The sequence below is a fragment of the Curtobacterium sp. MCLR17_034 genome (assembly GCF_003234485.1).
Classification (GTDB): domain Bacteria; phylum Actinomycetota; class Actinomycetes; order Actinomycetales; family Microbacteriaceae; genus Curtobacterium; species Curtobacterium flaccumfaciens.
Map to the genome: position 1 here is coordinate 41,223 of NZ_QKTH01000001.1, position 20,917 is coordinate 62,139.

Annotated in this window: 17 protein-coding genes; 5 read left to right on the forward strand and 12 right to left on the reverse strand. The window is 70.7% G+C overall.

Features of this window, described 5'->3' with window-relative positions:
• Nucleotides 1–45 precede the first annotated feature (45 nt).
• Nucleotides 46–684, forward strand: coding sequence for a pyridoxal 5'-phosphate synthase (locus DEI98_RS00185; RefSeq protein WP_111099541.1), 639 nt, complete (start codon nt 46–48; stop codon nt 682–684).
• Between the two features lie 16 nt (nt 685–700).
• Here the strand turns inward: DEI98_RS00185 and DEI98_RS00190 are convergent, their stop codons facing one another.
• From DEI98_RS00190 to DEI98_RS00215, 6 genes are all read right to left on the reverse strand, one after another.
• On the reverse strand, nt 701–1,264 hold the full coding sequence (locus DEI98_RS00190; RefSeq protein ID WP_146243375.1) for a hypothetical protein: 564 nt from the start codon (nt 1,262–1,264) through the stop codon (nt 701–703).
• A 128-nt stretch (nt 1,265–1,392) separates the two neighbouring features.
• Nucleotides 1,393–3,765 carry a GNAT family N-acetyltransferase gene (locus DEI98_RS00195; RefSeq protein ID WP_111099543.1) on the reverse strand — a complete coding sequence of 791 codons (2,373 nt, stop codon included), beginning with the start codon at nt 3,763–3,765 and terminating at the stop codon, nt 1,393–1,395.
• On the reverse strand, nt 3,762–5,153 hold the full coding sequence (locus DEI98_RS00200) for a lysine N(6)-hydroxylase/L-ornithine N(5)-oxygenase family protein (protein ID WP_111099544.1): 1,392 nt from the start codon (nt 5,151–5,153) through the stop codon (nt 3,762–3,764). The genes DEI98_RS00195 and DEI98_RS00200 overlap by 4 nt, the downstream gene beginning before the upstream one ends.
• The gene (locus tag DEI98_RS00205) at nt 5,150–6,574 is read right to left on the reverse strand and encodes a pyridoxal-dependent decarboxylase (protein WP_111099545.1); all 1,425 of its coding nucleotides are present in this window, start codon (nt 6,572–6,574) and stop codon (nt 5,150–5,152) included. The genes DEI98_RS00200 and DEI98_RS00205 overlap by 4 nt, the downstream gene beginning before the upstream one ends.
• A gap of 141 nt (nt 6,575–6,715) precedes the next feature.
• A complete protein-coding gene (locus DEI98_RS00210) occupies nt 6,716–8,695 on the reverse strand; it encodes a LamG-like jellyroll fold domain-containing protein (protein ID WP_111099546.1) in 1,980 nt (659 codons plus the stop codon).
• Between the two features lie 99 nt (nt 8,696–8,794).
• Nucleotides 8,795–11,242 (reverse strand): ATP-dependent helicase, encoded by a 2,448-nt coding sequence (locus DEI98_RS00215; protein WP_111028996.1) that lies wholly within the window; start codon nt 11,240–11,242, stop codon nt 8,795–8,797.
• Between the two features lie 57 nt (nt 11,243–11,299).
• Here DEI98_RS00215 and DEI98_RS00220 point away from each other — a divergent pair, with 57 nt between their 5' ends.
• Nucleotides 11,300–11,971, forward strand: a complete 672-nt coding sequence (locus tag DEI98_RS00220; RefSeq protein WP_111099547.1) for a hypothetical protein — start codon at nt 11,300–11,302, stop codon at nt 11,969–11,971.
• On the opposite strand, the gene DEI98_RS00225 is transcribed toward DEI98_RS00220, so the two are convergent.
• Nucleotides 11,936–12,958: a glycerophosphodiester phosphodiesterase family protein gene (locus DEI98_RS00225; protein ID WP_071404647.1), complete on the reverse strand. Its 1,023-nt coding sequence runs from the start codon at nt 12,956–12,958 to the stop codon at nt 11,936–11,938. The two genes, DEI98_RS00220 and DEI98_RS00225, sit on opposite strands and share 36 nt — an antisense overlap.
• A 106-nt stretch (nt 12,959–13,064) precedes the next feature.
• On the opposite strand from DEI98_RS00225, the gene DEI98_RS00230 reads away from it, so the two are divergent.
• Nucleotides 13,065–14,087 (forward strand): DUF817 domain-containing protein, encoded by a 1,023-nt coding sequence (locus DEI98_RS00230; protein ID WP_111099548.1) that lies wholly within the window; start codon nt 13,065–13,067, stop codon nt 14,085–14,087.
• A 31-nt stretch (nt 14,088–14,118) separates the two neighbouring features.
• Entirely contained in the window at nt 14,119–14,991 is an 873-nt protein-coding gene (locus DEI98_RS00235) for a Bax inhibitor-1/YccA family protein (RefSeq protein ID WP_111099549.1), read from the forward strand.
• Between the two features lie 427 nt (nt 14,992–15,418).
• On the opposite strand, the gene guaA is transcribed toward DEI98_RS00235, so the two are convergent.
• The 5 genes from guaA to DEI98_RS00260 are packed head-to-tail and all read right to left on the reverse strand — an operon-like array spanning nt 15,419 to nt 20,220.
• Nucleotides 15,419–16,999 (reverse strand): glutamine-hydrolyzing GMP synthase, encoded by a 1,581-nt coding sequence (gene guaA / locus DEI98_RS00240; protein ID WP_110863189.1) that lies wholly within the window; start codon nt 16,997–16,999, stop codon nt 15,419–15,421.
• Nucleotides 16,996–17,442, reverse strand: a complete 447-nt coding sequence (locus DEI98_RS00245; RefSeq protein ID WP_017885467.1) for a DUF3817 domain-containing protein — start codon at nt 17,440–17,442, stop codon at nt 16,996–16,998. Before DEI98_RS00245 ends, guaA begins: the two co-directional genes overlap by 4 nt.
• A 10-nt stretch (nt 17,443–17,452) precedes the next feature.
• Complete coding sequence (locus DEI98_RS00250) at nt 17,453–18,229, reverse strand: SURF1 family cytochrome oxidase biogenesis protein (RefSeq protein ID WP_017885468.1); 777 nt, start codon at nt 18,227–18,229, stop codon at nt 17,453–17,455.
• A 5-nt stretch (nt 18,230–18,234) separates the two neighbouring features.
• Complete coding sequence (locus DEI98_RS00255) at nt 18,235–19,686, reverse strand: cation:proton antiporter (protein WP_111099550.1); 1,452 nt, start codon at nt 19,684–19,686, stop codon at nt 18,235–18,237.
• Nucleotides 19,687–19,689: 3 nt separating this feature from the next.
• Nucleotides 19,690–20,220, reverse strand: coding sequence for a cation:proton antiporter regulatory subunit (locus DEI98_RS00260; protein ID WP_017885470.1), 531 nt, complete (start codon nt 20,218–20,220; stop codon nt 19,690–19,692).
• A gap of 75 nt (nt 20,221–20,295) precedes the next feature.
• On the opposite strand from DEI98_RS00260, the gene DEI98_RS00265 reads away from it, so the two are divergent.
• Nucleotides 20,296–20,796 carry a hypothetical protein gene (locus tag DEI98_RS00265; RefSeq protein ID WP_146243376.1) on the forward strand — a complete coding sequence of 167 codons (501 nt, stop codon included), beginning with the start codon at nt 20,296–20,298 and terminating at the stop codon, nt 20,794–20,796.
• Nucleotides 20,797–20,917 lie beyond the last annotated feature (121 nt).

Here is a 20,917-nt window from a genome sequence, read left to right on the forward strand (position 1 = left end):
TTGACTCCCTGAACACCGAGCCCCCGCGCACGGTTGGGTGGGTACATGTCCTCTGCCCCGCTCTCCGGTGACGACTCCCTCCACCTGCCCGAGTTCGACAACCCGCCAGCGTCTCCGCTCGACCTCGCTCGCGAGTGGCTGTCCGCGGCGAAGGACCGGGAGGTCTCCGAGCCGTTGTCGATGACCCTCGCCACGGCCGGCACCGACGGCCGCGTGTCCGCTCGCACCGTCGACGTGAAGCGCATCGAGGCGCGCGGACTGGTCTTCGGCACGTCGGAGGACAGCCCGAAGGGCCGGCAGCTCGCCGAGAACCCGCACGCAGCCCTGCAGTCCTACTGGCGCGAGACGATGCAGCAGCTCCGGTTCGAGGGTCACGTCGTCCGGCTGTCGGATGCCGAGTCCGACGCCCTGTTCGCCGACCGCTCCCCGAAGTCACGTGCCGCGACGGCCATCGCTGACCAGTCCGCCGTGCTCGAACCCCGCACCCTGCAGGACCTGATCGACGACGCGAACGACCTGCTCGACGACTCCGGCGACGACGTCCCCCGACCTGCACGGTGGGTTGCCTGGCGTCTCGAGCCCGACATCGTGGAGTTCTGGCACGGCAGCCGTGACCGGATGCACCGACGACTGCAGTACGCACTCGCCGAGGGCGCCTGGACGGCCACACGCCTCCAGCCCTGAGGCCGACGGTCGGCGTTCAGTCCCTGGACCACCACGCCGGCCGAGCGGGTTCGACTCGGACCGTGAACGATCGAGCATCGTTCGATCGTTCCGCGATGACGAAGCGGCTCTCCGCTGGGTCGACGGTACCGATTCTCCACACCGGCCACGAGTGCGGCCCGAGTTCGGGATCGAACCACGGTGCGGGCCCGTTGTCGTCCTCGCGCAACGCGCGCCGGACGTTCTTCGGATCGAGCTCCGGAAATCCCCCGGCGCGCACTGCCGCGATCATGCGCCGTGCTGCGGCATCGACGGCGGCGGACCGTTCCTCCCGTGGGTTCCGGGTGATCCAGTAGGCAGCGAGGTACCCGATCACCACGAGGCCGATCGCCGCAACGGTCACGATCCACAGTCCAGCGTCGGGATCGACCGTGGGGATGCGATCGATGCCGGAAACTCCGACGATGAACCCCAGGACGCCGAGCACCCATCCGATGCCCGCGACGCGTTTGGCACGGTGCGACGCTCGTGCGAGGACGCAGCGTGCGTCGGCGACGTCCTCGATCGCAACCGAGATCGCCCCCCACACCCGCGCCCGCACCGGTCTCCATCGGACCAGTCTCACTCACGGCGCACAACCGAAGTCGGCTCGAACCACGGAAGACCGCGGCGCGAGCCGACTTCGGTTGTGCGAACCGGAACGGAACCGGAGACCGCAGCGCGCCGCCCCTACCGCCCGATCGGGTTCGCCATCTCCCCCGCCCGGATCAGCGACGCCGACTGGTCCGCCAGGTCCACCATCGACAGGGTGTTCCGCAGCTGCAACCGGTTCAGGCACGAGTGCTCGAACGTCGGCACCCGCAGGTCCAGGGGACGACGGCGGTCCGGGTGCGCGGCGGCGTGGGCGTCGATGCACTCCCCCACGACCTGCCAGAAGCGGGACTCCGGCAGCACCCCGTCGTCGTCGAGGATCGCGGCGACGAACCGCAGCACCCCGTCGAACACGTCGGTGAACACCGCGAGCGCGGCCTCGTCGTCGGACACCGGGTGCACGATCCGGTCGATGTCGGCGGGGACCGGGCGGTCGTCGTGCCGACCGAGCACCGCGGCCTCCTCGCCGATGTCCTTCATCACGGCCCGGACCACGACGCCGTCGCGCACGACGAGCACCAGGTTCTCGCCGTGCGGCATGAACACCAGGTCGTGCACGGTCAGGCAGTGGACGACGGGCAGCAGGTAGGCGTCGAGCCAGCGCCGGACCCAGACGTCGGCGGGCAGACCGGAGGCCTCGATCAGCGCCGAGACCACTGCGTTCCCCGAGGCGTCGCGGTGCAGCAGCGCCGCCATCGTCAGCAGTCGCTCGCCGTCCGTCACCCGCGGCAGCGGGCTCTCCCGCCACAGGGCCGCGAGCATCTTGCGCTGCGGTGAGGACACGTCGACCCGGTGGTAGGCGTCCCCCGTGTAGCCGATGGCGGCGTGCTCCCGGAGCACCGAGAACCCGGCGGCGGCGAGCGTGGGATCGGCGGAGACGATCGACTCGACCCAGTCGTTCACGGCCGGGGTGTTCCGCATGTACGCGGGCGACATCCCCCGCAGGAACCCCATGTTCTGCACGGCGAGCGCCGTCTTCACGTACGAGCGTGCTGGCTCGGTGCGGTTGAACGCGGTGCGGATGGACTGCTGCGGCTGGTACTCGTCGGGTCCCTCGCCCAGGTCGACCAGGTCCTGTCGGCCCAGGTCGGGCGCGAAGGTCACGGCGATCCGGTGCTGCCACTGCCACGGGTGCACGGGCAGCCAGACGTAGTCGTCGGGGTCGAGCCCGCGACGCTCCAGCGTGGCACGGAACCCGGCCACGACCGCCGCCGACAGCTCCGACTCCCAGTGCGCCTGCTCGGTCCGGTCCGCGGCGAGCGCCAGGTGCGTGTGCTCGCGTCGGGCGGCGAGCCACCGGTACCGGAACCGGCCGCCGGACTCGGGCGCGAACGCCCGGTACTCGTCGAGCCCGAACCCGATCCGGCCGTTGGCGGCGACGAACGCCGGATGCCCCTCGGTCATCGCCGCCTCGACGTCCTGGAACGACGCGACGACGTCCTCGACGGAACCGGACGAACCGGTCGCACTGGACGCCTCGGCCGACCCGGCCGACGGTCCGCCCCGCCGGTGCTTCGCCGCGGCACTCGCCAGCGTCGACGCGATCTCCTCCAGGTACGTGCCGAGCAACTCGTCGGGGATCCCGAGCACCTCGTGCAGTTCGAGCACGAGCTCCTGCGCGCTGAGGGGCGCCGGCACCCCCGCGCGGGTCCGCGTCAGCGAGGCCTCGTCCATCGACCAGTGCTCGAGCACGTGCTGCCGCGCCCGGAACCGGTAGGTCGACTCCCCCGCGTCGAGCCGCCAGCCGTCGCCGTCCGACACGGGAGCGATCAGCCGTTCGTGGGTGAACTCCGCCATCGACTTCGCGACGAGGTGCCGTTCGGCGGGCTCCAGGTGCTCGGGCCGCAGGTGCGCGGCCGGCCCGTCGTCATCGGGGACGCCGATGCGATCGGTGTCGAGCACCGACAACAGGGCCCGCTTGCCGTCGACGTCCACCTGTCGCAGGGCGCGGAACCCGACCTCGGCGTTCTTCGCCTGCACGGCGGTGTTCCGCACGTCCGGTTCGACGACGACCCGGCGCGCGCCGAGGGCGTCCCGGCAGTGCTCGACGACGGCACGCATCACCGCGCTGGTCAGGCCGTGCACACGACGGTCAGCGGGCACCGGCGCGACGAGCAGGTGCATGCCGACGTCGCCGGGTTCGGCCGCCCACACGTCGGCGAGCAGGACGGCGGAGGGGTCGTAGGTCTCCGCCAGGAAGCACGGTTCACCGTTCCGGCGGCCGAGCCACGCTGCCTGCGCGGGGTCCGCCTGCACGCCGGCCAGGTAGGCACGCACGGCGTCCACGTCGAGGTCGCCCATCTCCCACCACGACGACGCCGGGTGGGCGAGCCACGACTGCACGACGGCGGCGTCGCGTTCCGGGTCCACGGGTTCGACGGTCAGGAGGCCCGGCTCGGCTCCCCCAGGCGCGGTCGCGTCCGGCGCCGTGGTGGTCACGGTCGTGCTCATGCGGACACCTCCGCGCGCTCGGTCGCGGGGCGGGCCGGCGCGCGCTCCGCGGCGCCGGGGCGGCCGGTGGACGGCGCTGCTGTTGACGGCTCCGAGGCGGGCAGGCCGAACTCCTGGAAGGCGATCCGGGCCTCCAGGCCGTACACGGGGCGACCCGTGACGGACCGGATGATCGACGCGTTCCGCCACGCACCCATGCCGAGGTCTGGCGCGGTCAGGCCGTGCGTGTGCTCCTCGGCGTTCTGCACCCAGATGCGCCCGCCCAGGGTGTCGACGTGGTGGTCGCGGGCGACGGCCAGGCGACCGCGGGAGTCGCGGGCGACGAGGTGCTCGACCGGGTCGAGGAACCGCGGGACCCGCGGGGTGTACCCGGTGGCGAGGACGAGCTGCTCGACCTCGTGCTCGTACGTCTGGTCGAGCTGCTCGTGGCGGAGCGTCAGCCGGTAGGTGCCACGGTCGGCGAGCCAGGCGGCGTCCACGACGCTCGTCTCGGTCCGGAGCGTCGTCGGGACGGGGCCGCGCGCACTGATCCGGTAGAGCTGGTCGTACAGGTCGTCGACCAGGTCGGCGCTGATGCCCTTGTACAGGCCGCGCTGTTCCCGCCCCAGGCGGTCGCGGACGGCCTCGGGCAGCCCGTGGAAGTGGTCCGTGTACTCCGGGCTCGTCATCTCGAGGGTGAGCTTGGTGTCCTCCATCGGGAAGAACCGGGGCGAGCGTGTGATCCAGTCGAGGCGGTAGCCGTCCTGCCGGATGTCCTCGAGCAGTTCGCGGTAGACCTCGGCGGCGGACTGCCCGCTGCCGACAACGGCGATCGATCCGGCGTCGCGCAGGGCATCGCGGTTCGGCAGGAACTCGGCGGAGTGGACGGCCGGTCCGCCGATCCCGCGCAGCGGGGCGGGGACGGACGGCTCGGTGCCGATGCCCACGACGACGTGGTGTGCGCGGTACGTCTCGGGACCCAGATCGGTCTCGGCGTGCACCGTGAACGTGTCGGTGACCGGGTCGTGCTCGACGGCGGTCACCCGGCGGCCCCACCGCAGGGTGTCGAGCCGGTCGGCGGCCCAGCGGCAGTAGGCGTCGTACTCGCTGCGCAGGGGGTGGAAGTCCTCGCGGATGTAGAACGGGTACAGGCGGCCGGTCTCCTTGAGCCACGCGAGGAACGAGAACGGCGAGGTCGGGTCGGCCATCGTCACCAGGTCGGCGAGGAACGGTACCTGGATCGTGGCGTCGTCGAGCATCATGCCGTGGTGCCAGGCGAAGCCGTCAGCCGCGTCGAGGAAGACCGCGTCGAGGTCGGCGATCGGGTCCGTCAGGCAGGCGAGGCCGAGGTTGAACGGGCCGATGCCGATGCCGACGACGTCGTGCACGGGCTGCTCATCGCGGTTCATCGGTTCGCTCCCTCGGTCTTGGTGGTGGCGGCGCGCACCCGGGCTGCTGTCGCGACGACGTGCTCCAGCGACGCGCGCATCTGCTCCGGCGTCGTCTCCGGGTTGAGCAGCGTGAGCTTGTTGCACGGCCGGCCGTCGATGACCGTCTTGGCGATGAGCACCCGGCCCTCGGCGAGCAGGGCCGAGCGGATCGGGGCGACCAGCGCGTCGGCGGCCTCGTCCGTCATGCCGGCGGGCTGCCAGCGGAACAGCACCGTGCTGAGCTGCGTCGGCGCGACGAGCACCAGGTCGGGGTGCTCCTCGACGATCCGGTGGGTGGCCGCGGCGAGGTCGATGACGGCGTCGAACGCCGCACCGATCGCGTCGGCACCCGTCGCCCGCAGCGTGGCCCAGAGCTTCAGGGCGTCGAACCGGCGGGTGGTCTGCAGCGACTTGTCGACCTGGTTCGGCTCGGCGGCGTCCTCGGGGTTCAGGTAGTCGGCGTACCAGGCCGTGCGGCGCAGGTCCTCCGGGCGCTGCACGAGCAGGGCGCTCGACGACACCGGCTGGAAGAACGACTTGTGCAGGTCGGCGGTCACGCTCCGGGCCCGTTCGACGCCGTCGAGCAGGTGCCGGCGGGTCGGGGACACGAGCAGACCGCAGCCGTACGCGGCGTCGACGTGCAGCCACACTCCCTCCAGATCACAGACGTCCGCGATCGGCTCGAGCGGGTCGATGACCCCGCGGTCGGTGGTGCCGGCGGTCGCGACGACGGCCATCGGCGTCTGCCCGGCTGCGCGGGCGGCGGCGATCGCCTCGGCGAGGGCGGCGGGCACCATCCGGCCGGCGTGGTCGGTGGCGACGGCGACCACGGCCTCGAGCCCGAGCAGTCGCGCCGACTTCGCGATGCTGAAGTGGGTCTCCGCGGTCGTGAACACGGTGCCGCTGCTGCCGAGGGCCTCGCGCGCCAGCAGCAGGGCCTGCAGGTTCGACTGCGAGCCGCCCGAGGTGAAGATGCCGTCCCCCGCGGCGAACCCGATCCGACCGGCGAGCCAGGCGACGACGTGCCGCTCGATCTCGGTGCCGATGCGGGACTGGTCCCAGGTGTCGACCGACGGGTTCACGGCGGCCAGGACCGATTCGGCGGCGACCGCGGGCAGCGCGACCGGGCAGTTCAGGTGCGCGAGGTACGCCGGGTCGTGGAACCAGACGGCTTCGCGGACGAACAGCTCGTCGAGTTCGGCGAGTGCACGGTCCGTCCCGAGGGGTTCGGCGTCGAGGTCGACGTCCTGCACCCGGGCCCGGAGGACCTCGGGAGCGGTGTCGGTCGTCGGACGGTCGGCGGCGGCGAAGCGGTCGGCCAGACGGTCCACCGTGGACGTCACGGCGGAGCGGTAGCGCTCGGCGGTGGCGGTGGTCAGGAGTTCGATGGGAGGTGTCACGTTAGGTAAGGCTAACCTCACTAACCGTCATCGTGCCACCCGAACGAGGGGCGCGTCGAACGGCCGGGCGTGTCAGACGCACGTCTGCCGGGCAGCCCGAGCCCCCACCCACCGCGCGGGTCAGGCGTCCGCCGCCGGGCGTCAGGCGTTCATGAACTCGCTCGGCTGCAGTGCCCGGCCGACGATGCGCACGTCGCCGATCGACCCGACGAACACGTTGTCGAGCTTGTCGCCGTAGCGGTACCCACCGAGCAGCCACGGCTTGCCGATCGTGCTGAGACCGCGGTTCGGTGTGGACGGGTTGCGCACGACCGGGCACCCGTCGACGTAGAGCACGGTGTGCGTCCCGTCGTTCACCACGGCCACGTGCCACCAGGCGCCGAGCGGCAACTCGTGCCCCCAGTTCGTCAGTGATCCGTCCTGGCTCGCCGGGTACACGCACCACTGCAGTTCGCGGTCCCCCGACAGGCTCAGCGTCATCGCGGGTTCGTCCGGGTCACCGTCGGCTCCGGTCGCCTTCCCCACCTGGCCGGCGCTCGAGTACTGCGACAGCAGGGCGCTGAACCCGTTCGCACTCGGGTCGAACGTGGTCGGCAGCACGAAGAACGCCTCGACCGTGTAGCCCCGGGGGAAGTGGGTCCGGTTGAGCGGTGCCGTGTCGACGGTCTGCAGGTGGTCGCCGCCGGTCTTGCCGCCCTGCAGCGCGAGGCTGCCGGCGCCCGGCTGGTCGGGGTGGTGCGCCGCCGTCCAGCGCAGCGCCCCTGCGACGGCACCGGTCCGCCGGGCGACCACCAGGTCGTTGCCCTTGCCGCTCTGGTCGCGCACCCGCGTCGTCGGCGCGAGCGCCGCCCCGTCCGGGTTGCCGTCGAACCGCCAGTACGCCAGCGTCCCCGGCACCAGCATGCGTGCCGCCGGCCGGGAGGCCCGTGGTGCGACCGGCGCGAACCCCGCGAAACGCGCGTCGAAGTCCACCGCCATGGTGAAGCGGTCAACGTCGCCACTGAGGTTGACCTCCTGGGCTGCGAGCTCGTTCGCGTCGCCGAGTCCGCCGGCGAGCAGGAAGGGCGACAGCGTCTCGACGTCGATGACGTTCCGCTCGAGGTCGACGTGGTACAGCCGGATCATGGCCGCGCCGCCGTAGTAGCGGTTCTGGTAGTTGGTCAGGTGGAGTGCGACGTCGTGCCCCACGGCGTTCTTCGCCGTCGTGCGGCCCGGACCCCAGTAGTGCCCGTTGAGCGTCAGGAACACCTGGTCGTGCTTCGAGATGAAGGAGTCCCAGAGCTGCTGGCCGTAGGGGTCGAACGCCGCCCCACCGCTGGCGTCCGAGTCGACGAGGGCGTGCGTCGTGAGGATGACCGGAGCGTGCGGCCGGGCGGCGAGCACGGAGCTGGCCCAGGCGAGCCCGCTCGCGCTCGTCCGCCAGTCGAGTGCCAGGACGACCCACTCTCGGCCGGCCGCGGTGAACCGGTGGGCGGTGTTGTAGCCGTCGGGGCTCGAACCGATCCAGCCCGGGGCCTTCCGGAACCGCTGCGGACCGAACACGTCGAGGTACGGGGTGCGGCCGCGCTGGTCGTCGGTCGAGGAGTCGACGTCGTGGTTGCCGGCGAGCACGCTGTAGGGCGCCCCGGCTCGGTCGAGCACGTCGAAGACCGCACCGGACGCGCGCATCTCGGACGCCGCACCGTTCTGCGTCAGGTCGCCGAGGTGCACGAGGAACACCGTGTTGTGCCGGGCCTGCTCGCGGACGACGTACTCGAGCGAGGCGCGCATCGGTGCCTGGTCGACCGCGGCGCCGTCGAACATGTACTGCGTGTCCGGCATCACCGCGACGGTGAAGCGCGGCGAGGTCGTGTCCGGGTGCCACCGTCCGGTGTGTCCGCGCGCCACCGCTGCCTGCGCGGCCGCGGCCGATCCGCCGAGCGCTGCCGGGGCCACGGCGGGTGCCGCGGTCAGCGCATCGGCGACGGCCGGGGCGCTGCCGAAGCCGTTCGACGCCACGAGTCCGGCGGCACCGGCGAGTCCGGATCCGACCAGGAAGCCCCGGCGGGAGACCGGGATGCGCTTGCTGCGGTCTCCGGCGTGGTCGTGGGCGTCGTCGCGGTCGTCAGGGCTGTTCTGCACAGCACCGCACCGTACGGATCGCGGGGGAACGCCCCGGGTCCGTTCCGTGAACTCCAGACCGGCCGCGGCTGCCGGTTCGGTGTGGACCGGTGAGGGCTCCTACAGCTTCTCGATCGGGGCGATCTTGATGAGGAGCTTCTTGCGGCCCGCGGAGTCGAACGCGATCTCAGCGATGCGCTTGGCGCCCTGCCCCGTCACCGCGGACACCGTTCCCTCGCCGAAGTCGACGTGCTTGATGCGGTCGCCGGCGACGAGTTCCATGTCGCCGTTGTCGCGCACCTGCCCGGACACCCGGTTCGCCCACTCGGTCTTCGGACGGGTCTTCGAGGCAGCCGCTGCACGGTCGTACGAGCCGCCGCCCCAGCCACCACCACCGCGGTAGCCACCACCACCACCGCCGCCGCCGAAGCCGCCGTCGCGCTTGGCGTTCAGGGCACGGGGCTGCGTGCCACCGCGGCTGTTCGCCATGCCCGGGGACTGCTTCCACTCGATGAGCCCCTCGGGGATCTCCTGCAGGAAGCGCGAGGGCATCGCCACGTTGACGTCACCGAACTGGGCACGGGTCATCGCGAGGGACAGGAACAGGACCTTCTTGGCGCGGGTGATGCCCACGTAGAACAGCCGGCGCTCTTCCGACGGACCGCCGGGCTCGTTGGCGGACATCCGGTGCGGGAGCAGGTCTTCCTCGACGCCGGTCAGGAACACCGCGTCGTACTCCAGGCCCTTCGCGGTGTGCAGGGTCATCAGCGACACCGTGCCCGAGGAGTCGTCGAGCTCGTCCGCCGCGGCGACCAGCGAGACCTCGGTCAGGAAGTCCGACAGCGTGCCCTCGGGGTTGTTCTTCTGGAACTCACGCGTCACGGCCACGAGCTCGTCGATGTTGTCGGCGCGTGCGGCGTCCTGCGCGTCGGGCGACTTCCGCAGGTTGTCGAGCAGCCCGGAACCGTCGAGCAGCTGCGTCAGGGTGTCGACCACCGGCTGTGTCGGGGCCTTCTCGGACACGGCGTCGAGCAGCGCCGCGAACTCCGTGATGGCGTTCCGCACCTTCGGCCCGAACCCGAGCTCGCCCGCGTGTCGCAGGGCGTCACGCATGGTGGTCTCGTGCTCGTCGGCGTAGCGCTGGAGCGTGGTCTCGGTGACCGAGCCGATGCCGCGCTTGGGCACGTTGAGGATGCGGCGCAGCGCCATCGGGTCGGCCGGGTTGGCGACCGTGATCAGGTACGCCATGGCGTCCTTGATCTCGGCACGCTCGTAGAACTTCGTGCCGCCGAGCACCCGGTACGGGATCGCCGCACGGATGAAGATCTCCTCCAGTGCACGGGTCTGCGAGTTGGTCCGGTAGAACACCGCCATGTCGCGGTAGTCCATGCCGTCTTCACGCAGGCGCTGGATCTCGTCGGCGACGAACTGCGCCTCGTCGTGGCCGGTGTACCCGGTGAAGCCGACGATCTTCTCGCCGGCGCCGACGTCGGTGAACAGGCTCTTCGCCTGGCGGTCGAAGTTGTTCGCGATGACGGCGTTCGCCGCGTCGAGGATGTTCTGCGTCGAGCGGTAGTTCTGCTCGAGCAGGATCGTCTTGGAGTTCGGGAAGTCCCGCTCGAACTCGACGATGTTGCGGATGTCCGCCCCGCGGAAGGCGTAGATGGACTGGTCGGAGTCACCGACCACCGTCAGGGACGCGGGGGCGATCGAGCCGTCGGTCTCGCGCATCCGGGCGACGTGCTGGCCGGAGTCCTCGAGCTTGTCGACCTGTTCGACCGGCACCGGGCGGGTGAGCTCGCGGATCAGGGCGTACTGGGCGTGGTTCGTGTCCTGGTACTCGTCGACCAGGATGTACCGGAAGCGGCGCTGGTACAGGGCGGCGACGTCCGGGAATGCCCGGAACAGGAACACCGTCTGGCCGATGAGGTCGTCGAAGTCGAACGCGTTCGCCCGGCGGAGTTCGTTCGTGTAGCGCCGGAACACCTCGGTGAACATGACTTCTTGCGGGTCGTTCACGTTGATGTTGCGCGCGTAGGTGTCGATGTCCTGCAGCTCGTTCTTGAGCTTCGAGATCTTCGACGCCGCGGCGCCGACGGTCAACCCGAGGGAGTCGGCCTCGAGTTCCTTGATGATCCGCTTCAGCAGCGCCTTGGAGTCGGCGGAGTCGTAGATCGTGAACGACTGCGGGAACCCGAACCGCTCGGCTTCGCGCCGCAGGATGCGCACGCACGCCGAGTGGAACGTGGAGATCCACATCCCCTCGGCCTCGCCACCGACCAGGGCCCGGACGCGCTCGCGCATCTCGGCGGCGGCCTTGTTGGTGAACGTGATCGCCAGGATCTGCGACGGCCACGCTTCGCGGTTGGCGAGCAGCAGCGCGATGCGGCGGGTGAGCACGCTCGTCTTGCCGGAACCGGCGCCGGCAACGATCAGCAGGGACTCGCCGCGGTACTCGACGGCTTCCTTCTGCTGGGGGTTCAGACCCGCGGTGAACGGGTCTTCGTACGCGCGGGCACCGGCGCCCGGCTCGGGCGTCGATTCGAAGGGGTCGAGCACGATCGTCATGTTCGGGACATTCTAGGCGAGACCCCCGACAGCGACCTCGTGCGGCAGGATGGCGCCGTGGCGATCACACCGGACCGACCTGACGTCTTCGTGCTCCCTGCGATGTCGGCCGCGGTCCCCACCACCCAGGACGTCCTCTGCATCCTGCCTCCGGACGGGCGCGACGACCCCGCCGCGATCGTCGAGAGCCACCGTCGGGCCCGTGCTCAGCGGTCTCGACAGGACACGGCGGGGTGCCTGGTCCCGCTGTCGGTCGGCCTGGTCACCGCTGGGCTGTGCCTGGCCGTACTCGGGGCCCTCGCTGCGTCGACGTTCCCGAGGAGTGCCCGGCTCCTCGTCGCCATCGTGGTGTTCCTCGTCGTCTCGTCCGCCGTCGCGGTCCTCGTCGATCGACGGCGGCGCCGACAGCCACCGGTGCAGGCCCTCCCGGTGACACCGATCGACCCTCGGGTCGCCCGTCTCGCGCCCGGGGACCTGCCCGCGGCCGAGGTCATCCGTGCCTCGGCAGTCCTGCAGGCGCTCGACCGTGCGCGTGCCGACCTCCGGAAGGGCGAACACGACGCCGACCTGACGGACGCGCAACGGACGGTCTCGCCCGGCGACCGGAGCTCGTGGTTCTACCGGCCCGAGGACCTGGCCGGGCTCCGCGCCGCTGCCACGTCCGCACGCGAGGAGGCCCTCGAGGCCCTCCGGTCAGCCGGCATCCCGCTCGAGGCGCTCGAGGACTGACCGGGCACGCACCGCCAGGTCGGGGTGGTCGGCGAACACCCCGTCGAGTCCGGTGCGGATCACGGACGTGAACCACCGCTCCCAGTCGCCGAAGGCCGCGACGTCGCCGCCACGACGCAACGGCGACGGCAGGAACCGGTTCTCCGGCCGGAGAGTCCACGTGTACACCGCGAGCCCGGCGGCATGGGCGCGGTCGACGATCGCGCTGCGCACCGGCGTCGGGTCGTCGAGCGCGACGCTGTCGACGCCGGCCATCAGGGTGCCGAGGTCGACGCTGATGCCGTGGAACTCGGTCGCGAACGACGCGAGCGCGTCCTCGGAGCGCTCGGCGGCGTAGGTGGGGGCGAGCGATCCGTGGGACGCGACCTCGTCCGCGGCGCTGCCACGGGCCTCCTGGAGGTACACGAGCCGACCACCGGTCCCCCGTTCGCGCAGGTCGCGCAGCACGCCCTTCTCGAAGCTCTCCACCGTGAGCCGCTCGTCCTGCCGCCACCCGGCCTCGCCGAGCGCGGCGTCGACGAGTGCACCCATCGGGAACCCGGCGCGGTCGAAGGACGCGGCGTGCTTCACCTCGGCGACGAGCCCGACCGGGCGGGGCGCCGCGTCGAGGATCGCGAGCAGGTCGACGAGCCGCAGGATCGGTTGCGCACCGTCGTGCTCGGCGGATCCCGGACGCAGCACCGGCAGGCGCTCGCGGGTGCGGAGCGTCTGCAGCTCGGCCCACGTGAAGTCCTCGGTGAACCAGCCGGTCAGGGTCTGGCCGTCGACGGTCTTCGTCGTGCGCAGGTGCCGGAACTCGGGGTGGTCGGCGACGTCCGTGGTGCCCGAGACCTCGTTCTCGTGCCGGAGCACCAGCACGCCGTCCTTCGTGGGCACCAGGTCCGGTTCGATCGCGTCGGCGCCGAGTTCGATCGCGAGCTCGTACGCGCTCCGCGAGTGCTCGGGACGGTAGCCGGACGCACCGCGGTGGGCGATCACGAGGGTCATGGCGCGACCCTACTGGCCGCGGGTGACCAGCGGGGCGCCTGTGTCGCGGGACACACCCGGCGCTCCGAGGCCCGTCGTTCCCAGCGACGACGCCGACCATCGCCGCATGACCGTCCGTTCGCTCTCCACCGCCGTTGAGGCCCGGATCGACCGCGCCGCTCGCCGCCTGCTCGACGCCGGGCATCAACCGCACCGGCCCGTCCGGGTGTTCGTCACCGAGTTCCTGGTGTTCGGCGCGAAGCAGGCCTGGGCGTGCGCGTTCGGGGCGCTGCTGCTCGCGACCATGGCGGTGGTGCACCTGACCGTGCCCGCGGCGATGCGGAACGACGTCCTGACGATCGCGGCTGTGCTGCTGCAGGTCGGGATGCTCGTGTTCGGGCTCGAGACCGTGCGGGAGCTCCGGGTCGTCCTGCTGTTCCACGTCGTCGGGACCGCGATGGAGGTGTTCAAGACCCACATGAACTCGTGGACCTACGAGTCAAGTGGGCTGTTCGTCGTCGCCGGGGTGCCGCTGTTCTCGGGGTTCATGTACGGCGCCGTCGGGTCGTACATGGTGCGGGTCTACCGGCTGTTCGACCTGCGGTTCGGCCGGTACCCGCGGCAGTGGCTGCTGGCGGTCGTGGCGGGCGGGATCTACCTGAACTTCTTCGGCCACCACTTCGTCGCCGACGCCCGGTACGTGCTGCTCGCGCTCGTGCTGCTGCTCTTCGCCCGCACGACCATGCACGTGCGGATCCACCGGGCGACGCTGCGGATGCCCGTGCTCGTGGCGATGGCCCTCGTCGCGGTGTTCATCTGGGCGGCGGAGAACGTCGCGACCTGGGCCGGAGCGTGGAGCTACCCGGCGCAGCTCGCGGTGTGGCAGCCGGTGGCGCCGACGAAGATCGTGGCGTGGTTCCTGCTCATGACCATCTCGGTCGCGCTCGTCACGTGGCTCTACCCGGCGCTGCCGTCGGGACGGGCGCGCTCGACGGGCTCGACGGGCTCGACGGGCTCGACGGCGGACTCTCGACGTCCTCGGGGCGCGCGTGCAGCGGGCGACCCTAGGCTTCCCTCGACGGGGCCCGCCGGGCCCGCGTCCGCTCGCCGCGAATCCTCAGCCTTCCGCGACCGAGCGCCCCTAGGCTGAGAGGACTCGAATCTCCTAGGAAGAGGACACCATGGCCTTCAAGCCCGGTTTCGACCAGTCCCCCGCCTTCAACGCACAGGGGGCAAACACCTGGGGCGGGCGCGGTGCTGGTCAGCAGCAGGCCGGCTGGGGACAGACCCCGCAGCAGGCCCAGGGCGGCATGACCCCCGAGCAGCTGCAGTACATGTACGACCGCCCGACTGCGTCCCCGGTGGACACCGACCGCATGTCGTACGAAGACACCATCGTCAAGACGCTGCTCGCGTTCGGCGTGCTCGTCGTCGGCGCGGTGGCCGGTTGGAACCTGCCCCCGGCCGTCTGGGTCGTCGGCGCGCTCGTCGGGTTCGTCCTGGCGCTCGTCAACACCTTCAAGAAGAAGCCGTCGCCGGGTCTGATCCTGACGTACGCGTTCTTCGAGGGGCTGTTCGTCGGTGGTATCTCGAACTACTTCCAGACCGCGTTCCCCGACGCCGACGGCATCGTCGCGCAGGCCGTGTTCGGCACCCTGGGTGTGTTCTTCGTCACCCTGCTCCTGTTCCGCTCGGGCAAGGTCCGCGCGACTCCGAAGGCCACGCGTTTCTTCCTGATCGCGATGGTCGGGTACATGGCGTTCTCCCTGGTGAACCTGGTCCTGATGTGGACCGGCGTGACGCAGAGCGCGTTCGGCCTGATGGGCGTGACGCTCTTCGGCATCCCGCTCGGTGTCCTCATCGGCGTGTTCGTCGTGCTGATGGCCGCCTACTCACTGATCCTCGACTTCGACCAGATCAAGACCGGTGTCGAGCGCGGGGCGCCTCGCATCTACGCCTGGACCGCGGCGTTCGGCCTGATCGTGACGCTCGTCTGGCTGTACCTCGAGATCCTGCGCATCCTCGCCATCATCGCGAGCAGCTCGCGCAACTAGTACCACCGCACACACGAAGGGCCCCGGCGCTGCCGGGGCCCTTCGTCGTTCCCGGGCCGGTGGACGCGCGAGCGGCGGCGGTCCCGGCGGCGGTCCCAGCGGTCACAACACCCCGCCGAACGCCCGCCGAGTGGTCACGAAGTGTCGTCCGGGCCGGAGCCAGCCGACAGTTCGTGACCCCTCGGCACCGGGCCCGCGGGGTGTCGTGACCACTCGACGGCCCCGGCAGCGCCCACGCCCACAACTCCAGCCGCCCGAGGTCGCACAACACGCCGCACGCGCAGCGCCCGGGTCGCGCGGACTGCCGTCACACGTCCCGGCAGACGGCAGTTCGTGCGACTCCGGCACCGACCCCGGCGCCGCCCACGGACGCACGAAAGCCCGGCACGCGTGACGCGTACCGGGCCTTCCGTTGCTCAGGGGAGCCCTACTCCCACTCGATCGTCCCCGGCGGCTTCGACGTGACGTCGAGCACGACCCGGTTGACGTCGGGCACCTCGTTCGTGATGCGGTTCGAGATCTTCGCGAGGGTGTCGTACGGCAGACGCGTCCAGTCGGCGGTCATGGCGTCCTCGGACGAGACCGGACGGAGCACGATCGGGTGTCCGTAGGTCCGGCCGTCGCCCTGCACGCCCACGGAGCGGACGTCGGCGAGCAGCACGACCGGGCACTGCCAGATCTCCTGGTCGAGACCGGCCGCGGTGAGCTCTTCGCGGGCGATCTTGTCGGCCGCGCGGAGCAGTTCGAGCCGCTCCTTCGTGACCTCGCCGACGATGCGGATGCCCAGGCCCGGGCCGGGGAACGGCTGACGACCGACGATGACCTCGGGCAGCCCGAGCTCGCGGCCGACCGCGCGGACCTCGTCCTTGAACAGGGTGCGCAGCGGTTCGACGAGCTCGAACGTCATGTCCTCGGGCAGGCCGCCGACGTTGTGGTGCGACTTGATGTTCGCGGTGCCTGCTCCGCCGCCGGACTCGACGACGTCGGGGTAGAGCGTGCCCTGCACGAGGAACTTGACCTCGGCATCAGAGTCGGAAGCCTGGGCCTCGAGCACGAGTGCCTCGGCTGCGCCCTCGAACGTGCGGATGAACTCCCGCCCGATGATCTTGCGCTTCTGCTCGGGGTCGCTCACGCCGGCGAGGGCGTCGAGGAACTGCTGCTCGGCGTCGATCGTGATGAGCCGGACACCGGTGGAGGCGACGTAGTCCTCTTCCACCTGCTTCCGCTCGTCGGCACGCAGGAGCCCGTGGTCGACGAAGACGCAGGTCAGCTGGTCGCCGACGGCCTTGTGCACCAGGGCTGCGGCGACGGCTGAGTCGACACCACCGGAGAGCCCGGCGATGACCCGCGCGGAGCCGACCTGCTCGCGGATGCGGGCGACCTGCTCCTCGATGACGTTGCTGGAGTTCCAGTCGCCGGGCAGACCCGCGGCTCGGTGCAGGAAGTTCTCGAGCACGGCCTGGCCGTACACGGAGTGCTTCACCTCGGGGTGCCACTGCACGCCGTAGAGCTTGCGCTCGTCGGACGCGAACGCCGCGACGGGCGTCGATGCGCTCGAGGCGAGCACCTCGAAGCCGGCCGGTGCCTTGGCCACCGAGTCGCCGTGCGACATCCAGGTCACCTGGTCCGCCGGCTGGTCGCCGAGCAGGGTGCTGGTGCCGGGGGCGAGGGTCACGTCGGTGGCGCCGTACTCGCGCAGACCGGTGTTCGCGACCTCGCCACCGAGGGCGGTCGCCATGGCCTGGAAGCCGTAGCAGATGCCGAGCACGGGGACGCCGAGGTCGAGGATGTCACCGTCGAGGGACGGCGCGCCTTCTTCGTACACGGACGACGGGCCACCGGACAGCACGATGGCCGCCGGGTCCTTGGCGCGGACCTCGTCCGCGGTGATGGAGTGCGGCACGATCTCGCTGTAGACGTTCGCTTCACGGACCCGACGCGCGATGAGCTGCGCGTACTGGGCCCCGAAGTCGACGACGAGGACGGGACGCTGTTCGGTCTCGCTCACCGAGCGGCCTCCTTCTCACGCTGCTGGGCAGCGATCAGCTCGTGGTAGGTGTCCATGGCCCGCTGCTGCATGCGGTGTTCGACCACGAAGGACATGAACGGGATGATGCCCCCGAGGGCGATGAGCAGGAAGCGCGACGGCCTCCAGCGCATGATGCTCCACAGACGGAAGTCCGTGAAGAGGTAGAGCACGTACAGCCAGCCGTGGGCGATGAGGATCGCGATCGACAGGTTGAACGTGCCCGGGGTCTCGCCCGCCGTGCCGTTGGGCACGAAGAACGGACCGTTGCCGAGCTGCATCTCGAGCTGCAGCGGCGTGTACTTGATGATGACCTCGACCACCAGGGCGAGCAGCAGCACACCGGTGATGTACGCCGAGACGCGGTACCACTTCACCGCCCCCGGGATCTTGGGGATGTCACGGGTTCGGACGGTCAGGGCCATGCCGGCAATCCTACCGTCGGAGCGCGTCGGCTTCGGTGGCGAGCGCTGCCTCGCGCTCCTCTTCCTGCTCGCGCTCCCAGGCGTCCTTCACGAACCGGTACCAGAGGAACACGGCGAAGCCGGCGAAGACGACCCACTCGATCGCGTAGAACAGGTTGAGCCAGTCGAACTGGACCTCGCGCGACGGTGCGCGGTCGGCGATGGTGCCGAGGTCGGCGGCCTTCGCGGTGGTGCCGTCGGCGACGACGTACCCGAGGTACATGCGGTCGTCGAAGGCCTGCCAGGTGTTCACGAACCGGGCGGGGGCGACGGCGGAGTACTCGCCCTTCTTGTAGGCGTCCTGGTCGGGCGACTCCGCCGGGTAGTAGCGACCCTGGATCGTGAGCGTCTGGCCGTCCGCCAGGCGCTCGCCCCCGGCGACGGCGGCCGACCGCTGGTCGGACCACCCGATGACGACCGGGAGGCTCGCCCCACCGTCCGAGTCCACCAGGTGTCCGACGGTCTGGTACTTCCCACCCCCGGTGCGGCCGGTCAGGACGGTGGTGTCGTCGGCGACGAAGGTCCCCGTGACGGTGACCTTCTGCCCGGCGAGACTCTCGCTGACGGGGCGCTCGGGGGTGGTGACCGCCTCGAGCGTGCGGCGGGTCTCGGTGGTCGCCGGCAGGGGCTTGCCGTTGGCGATCGACCGCTCCAGCTGCCACTTGCCCAGCCCGGCGAACACCGCCGCCAGCACGAGCGCCAGCAGCAGCAGCGCGATCCACCTCGGTCGTCGGGCAACGGCCCACATCTGTATCAGTACTCCGGATCGCGCTGTCGGACCGGGCGCTCGGGGCGCTCGGCGGGGATCTCGACCGGCGACGTCACGGGGGTGGACGTCGGCTCGGACCCCTCATTGTCTCGCTCGTCCCTGCCAGCCGCCTCGACGAGCGCGAACTCCTCGGCGAACTGGCGGTCCCGCTCGGCCTTCCGCGCCGCGGCGGTGGCGTCCGCCTCGGCCTCGGCCGCTTCGGCGCTCTCGGCGGCGGCTGCGGCGGCGACGGCACGTCGGCCGCCCAGGCGTCCGCGCAGGCGGATGAGCCGGCCCGGGCGCACCACGAGGCGGCCGATCCGGTCCGAGTTCACCGCGAGCAGCGGCCCGAGGACGGCCATGCAGAGGACGTAGAGGCCCGCGAAGGCGGTGATCCGCGCCTCCAGCCCGGCGGCAGCCGACAGCGTCGCGAGGATCAGCGCGAACTCGCCACGGTTCACCAGGATGACGGCGGTGTTGATGCCCTGCTGGACGTTGAAGCCGTTCATCCGCGCGACGATCTGGCCGGCGACCGCGTTGAGCACGACCGTCATGCCGATCGCGCCGAGGACGGGCCAAAGCACCTCGCCGAAGGTGGACAGGTCGAGGCCGAGGCCGAAGTTCACGAAGAAGAACGCGGCGAAGACGTCGCGCATCGGCAGGGCGAGCTGTTCGATGCGGTCGCGGTACCGGGTCGCTCCGCAGAGCAGGCCGATGACGAAGGCACCGATGGCGTCGGTCACGCCGAGCAGGTCGCCGATGCCACCGAACATGACCGCGAGTCCGAAGAACAGCACCGTGAACAGCTCGTCGTCACGGGTGGCGAAGATCTTCGAGACCCACTTGCCCGCGAAGCGCGCGAGCGTGAACATCACGATGAGGAACCCGAACGCCAGTGCCAGCTTGCCGACGACGGCCCAGACGTTGGTGTCGCCGGAGAGCACGACGGAGACGATCGCCAGGTAGACGGCGATGAAGACGTCCTCGATCACGGTGACGCCGAGGATCATCGGGGTCTCGTCGTTCGCCAGGCGCCGGAGCTCGATGAGGAGCTTCGTCACGATGGCGCTCGAGGACGTCGCCGTCATGCCCGCGATGATCAGGGCTTCTCGGGTGCCCCAGCCGAGCGAGAACCCGAAGGCGAACCCCACGCCCATGTTGATGACGACGTAGGTGCCGCCCGACACCAGGAGCTTGCCGGCGTTGCCGTAGAACTCCTCTTGGTCGAACTCGAGCCCGAGGTTGAACAACAGCAGGATGAGCCCGAACGTCGCGATGAGCTCGATGGTGTGGGATTCGACGCTCAGCCCGAACCACGGGGTGTTCGGACTCGCGACGAGTCCGACCACCATGTAGATCGGGATGGCCGGCAGACCGATGGTCTTGCCGAGCCGGCCCAGGACGTAGGCGATGACGAAGAGCACACCGATGGTGAGAAGCTCACCACCCAGGTGCATGCGCTAGCTCTTCCGCGGGGCCTCGGCCGAGGCGGCCGCAAGCTCTCCGCTGCGGTAGAAGGAGAACGCCTTGGCGACCTTCTCGGGGGATCCGGCGACGACGATCGTGTCTCCGGGGAAGACGACGAAGTCCGACGAGGGCGCCGGGTTGGCGCTGTCGCCACGGACCACGGCGACGACGGTCAGGCCGATGAAGCCCGAGTCGTGCAGGTCGCCGAGGGGCTTGCCCGCGATGGCGTCGTCGTAGTCGACGGAGAACCAGTCGATGGACAATCCAGGGATCTCGTCGAGCTTGTCGAGGCCCTCGGTGATCCGGGTGCCGCCGAGGAGTTCGGCGAGCGTGTGCGCTTCGTCCTCGCTGAGACGCAGCGAGACCTTCTCGGACTTGTCCGCGCCGTCGGAGACGTCGGCGAACGAGATGAGGTCGGAGTGCCCCGACCGGTGCGTGATGACACCGCACTTGCCACCGTCGTCGGTGTAGAAGCTGTGCAGCACGCCGACTCCGGGGAGTTTGACGCGATGGACGTCGACCATGATGGCTCCCTCTTCGAGTACCCCCATGCTAACCACCCGGTGACCCCGCGCATTCCTCCCGCTACTGTTCTGTGGATGGGGAGAACACGGATCGTCGTGGCCGTCGTCGGGGTGCTGGTCGTCGCGCTGTACGCAGCACTGCTGGCGGTGGACGCACTGGTGCTGGACCCGCTCGCCGCGGTCCCCGGAGCGAGCCTCGCCGAGATCCACGGGCGCCTCGACGCACAGGGGTTCCACGTGCAGACCGACATCGTGGTCGTGATCGCGCTGGCCTCGGTCGGTGTCGTGCTCGCCGCCGGGCTGTCGGTGCTGCTGCTCGTCACCCGGGCACCGACCCACGTCATCGCCGCAGTGCTGCTGGCCGTGGTCGTGCTGGGTGGTCCGGCGTCGTTCTGGGGTGGGTTCGCCCTCGGTATGGACGTCGCGGACGGCTTCGGCACCGACGGTGGTGACCACACGATCTGGGCCGGCGTGCTGTACGTGACGAGCCTCGTCGCGCTGATCGCGATCCCGGTGGTGCTCGTGGCGGGCGAGCGGCGCCGTGGCCGCGCCGCCCTGCGGCCGCACGCCGCCTGACCGACGCACCACGGGCCTCCAGTCCGGTCTTCCGGTCTGGAGGCGCGGGTGGCCTCCGCAAGACGCCGTCGTCTTGTCGAGACGCCTCGTCGACACCGAGACGCCGCCGGATCCGGCGGCG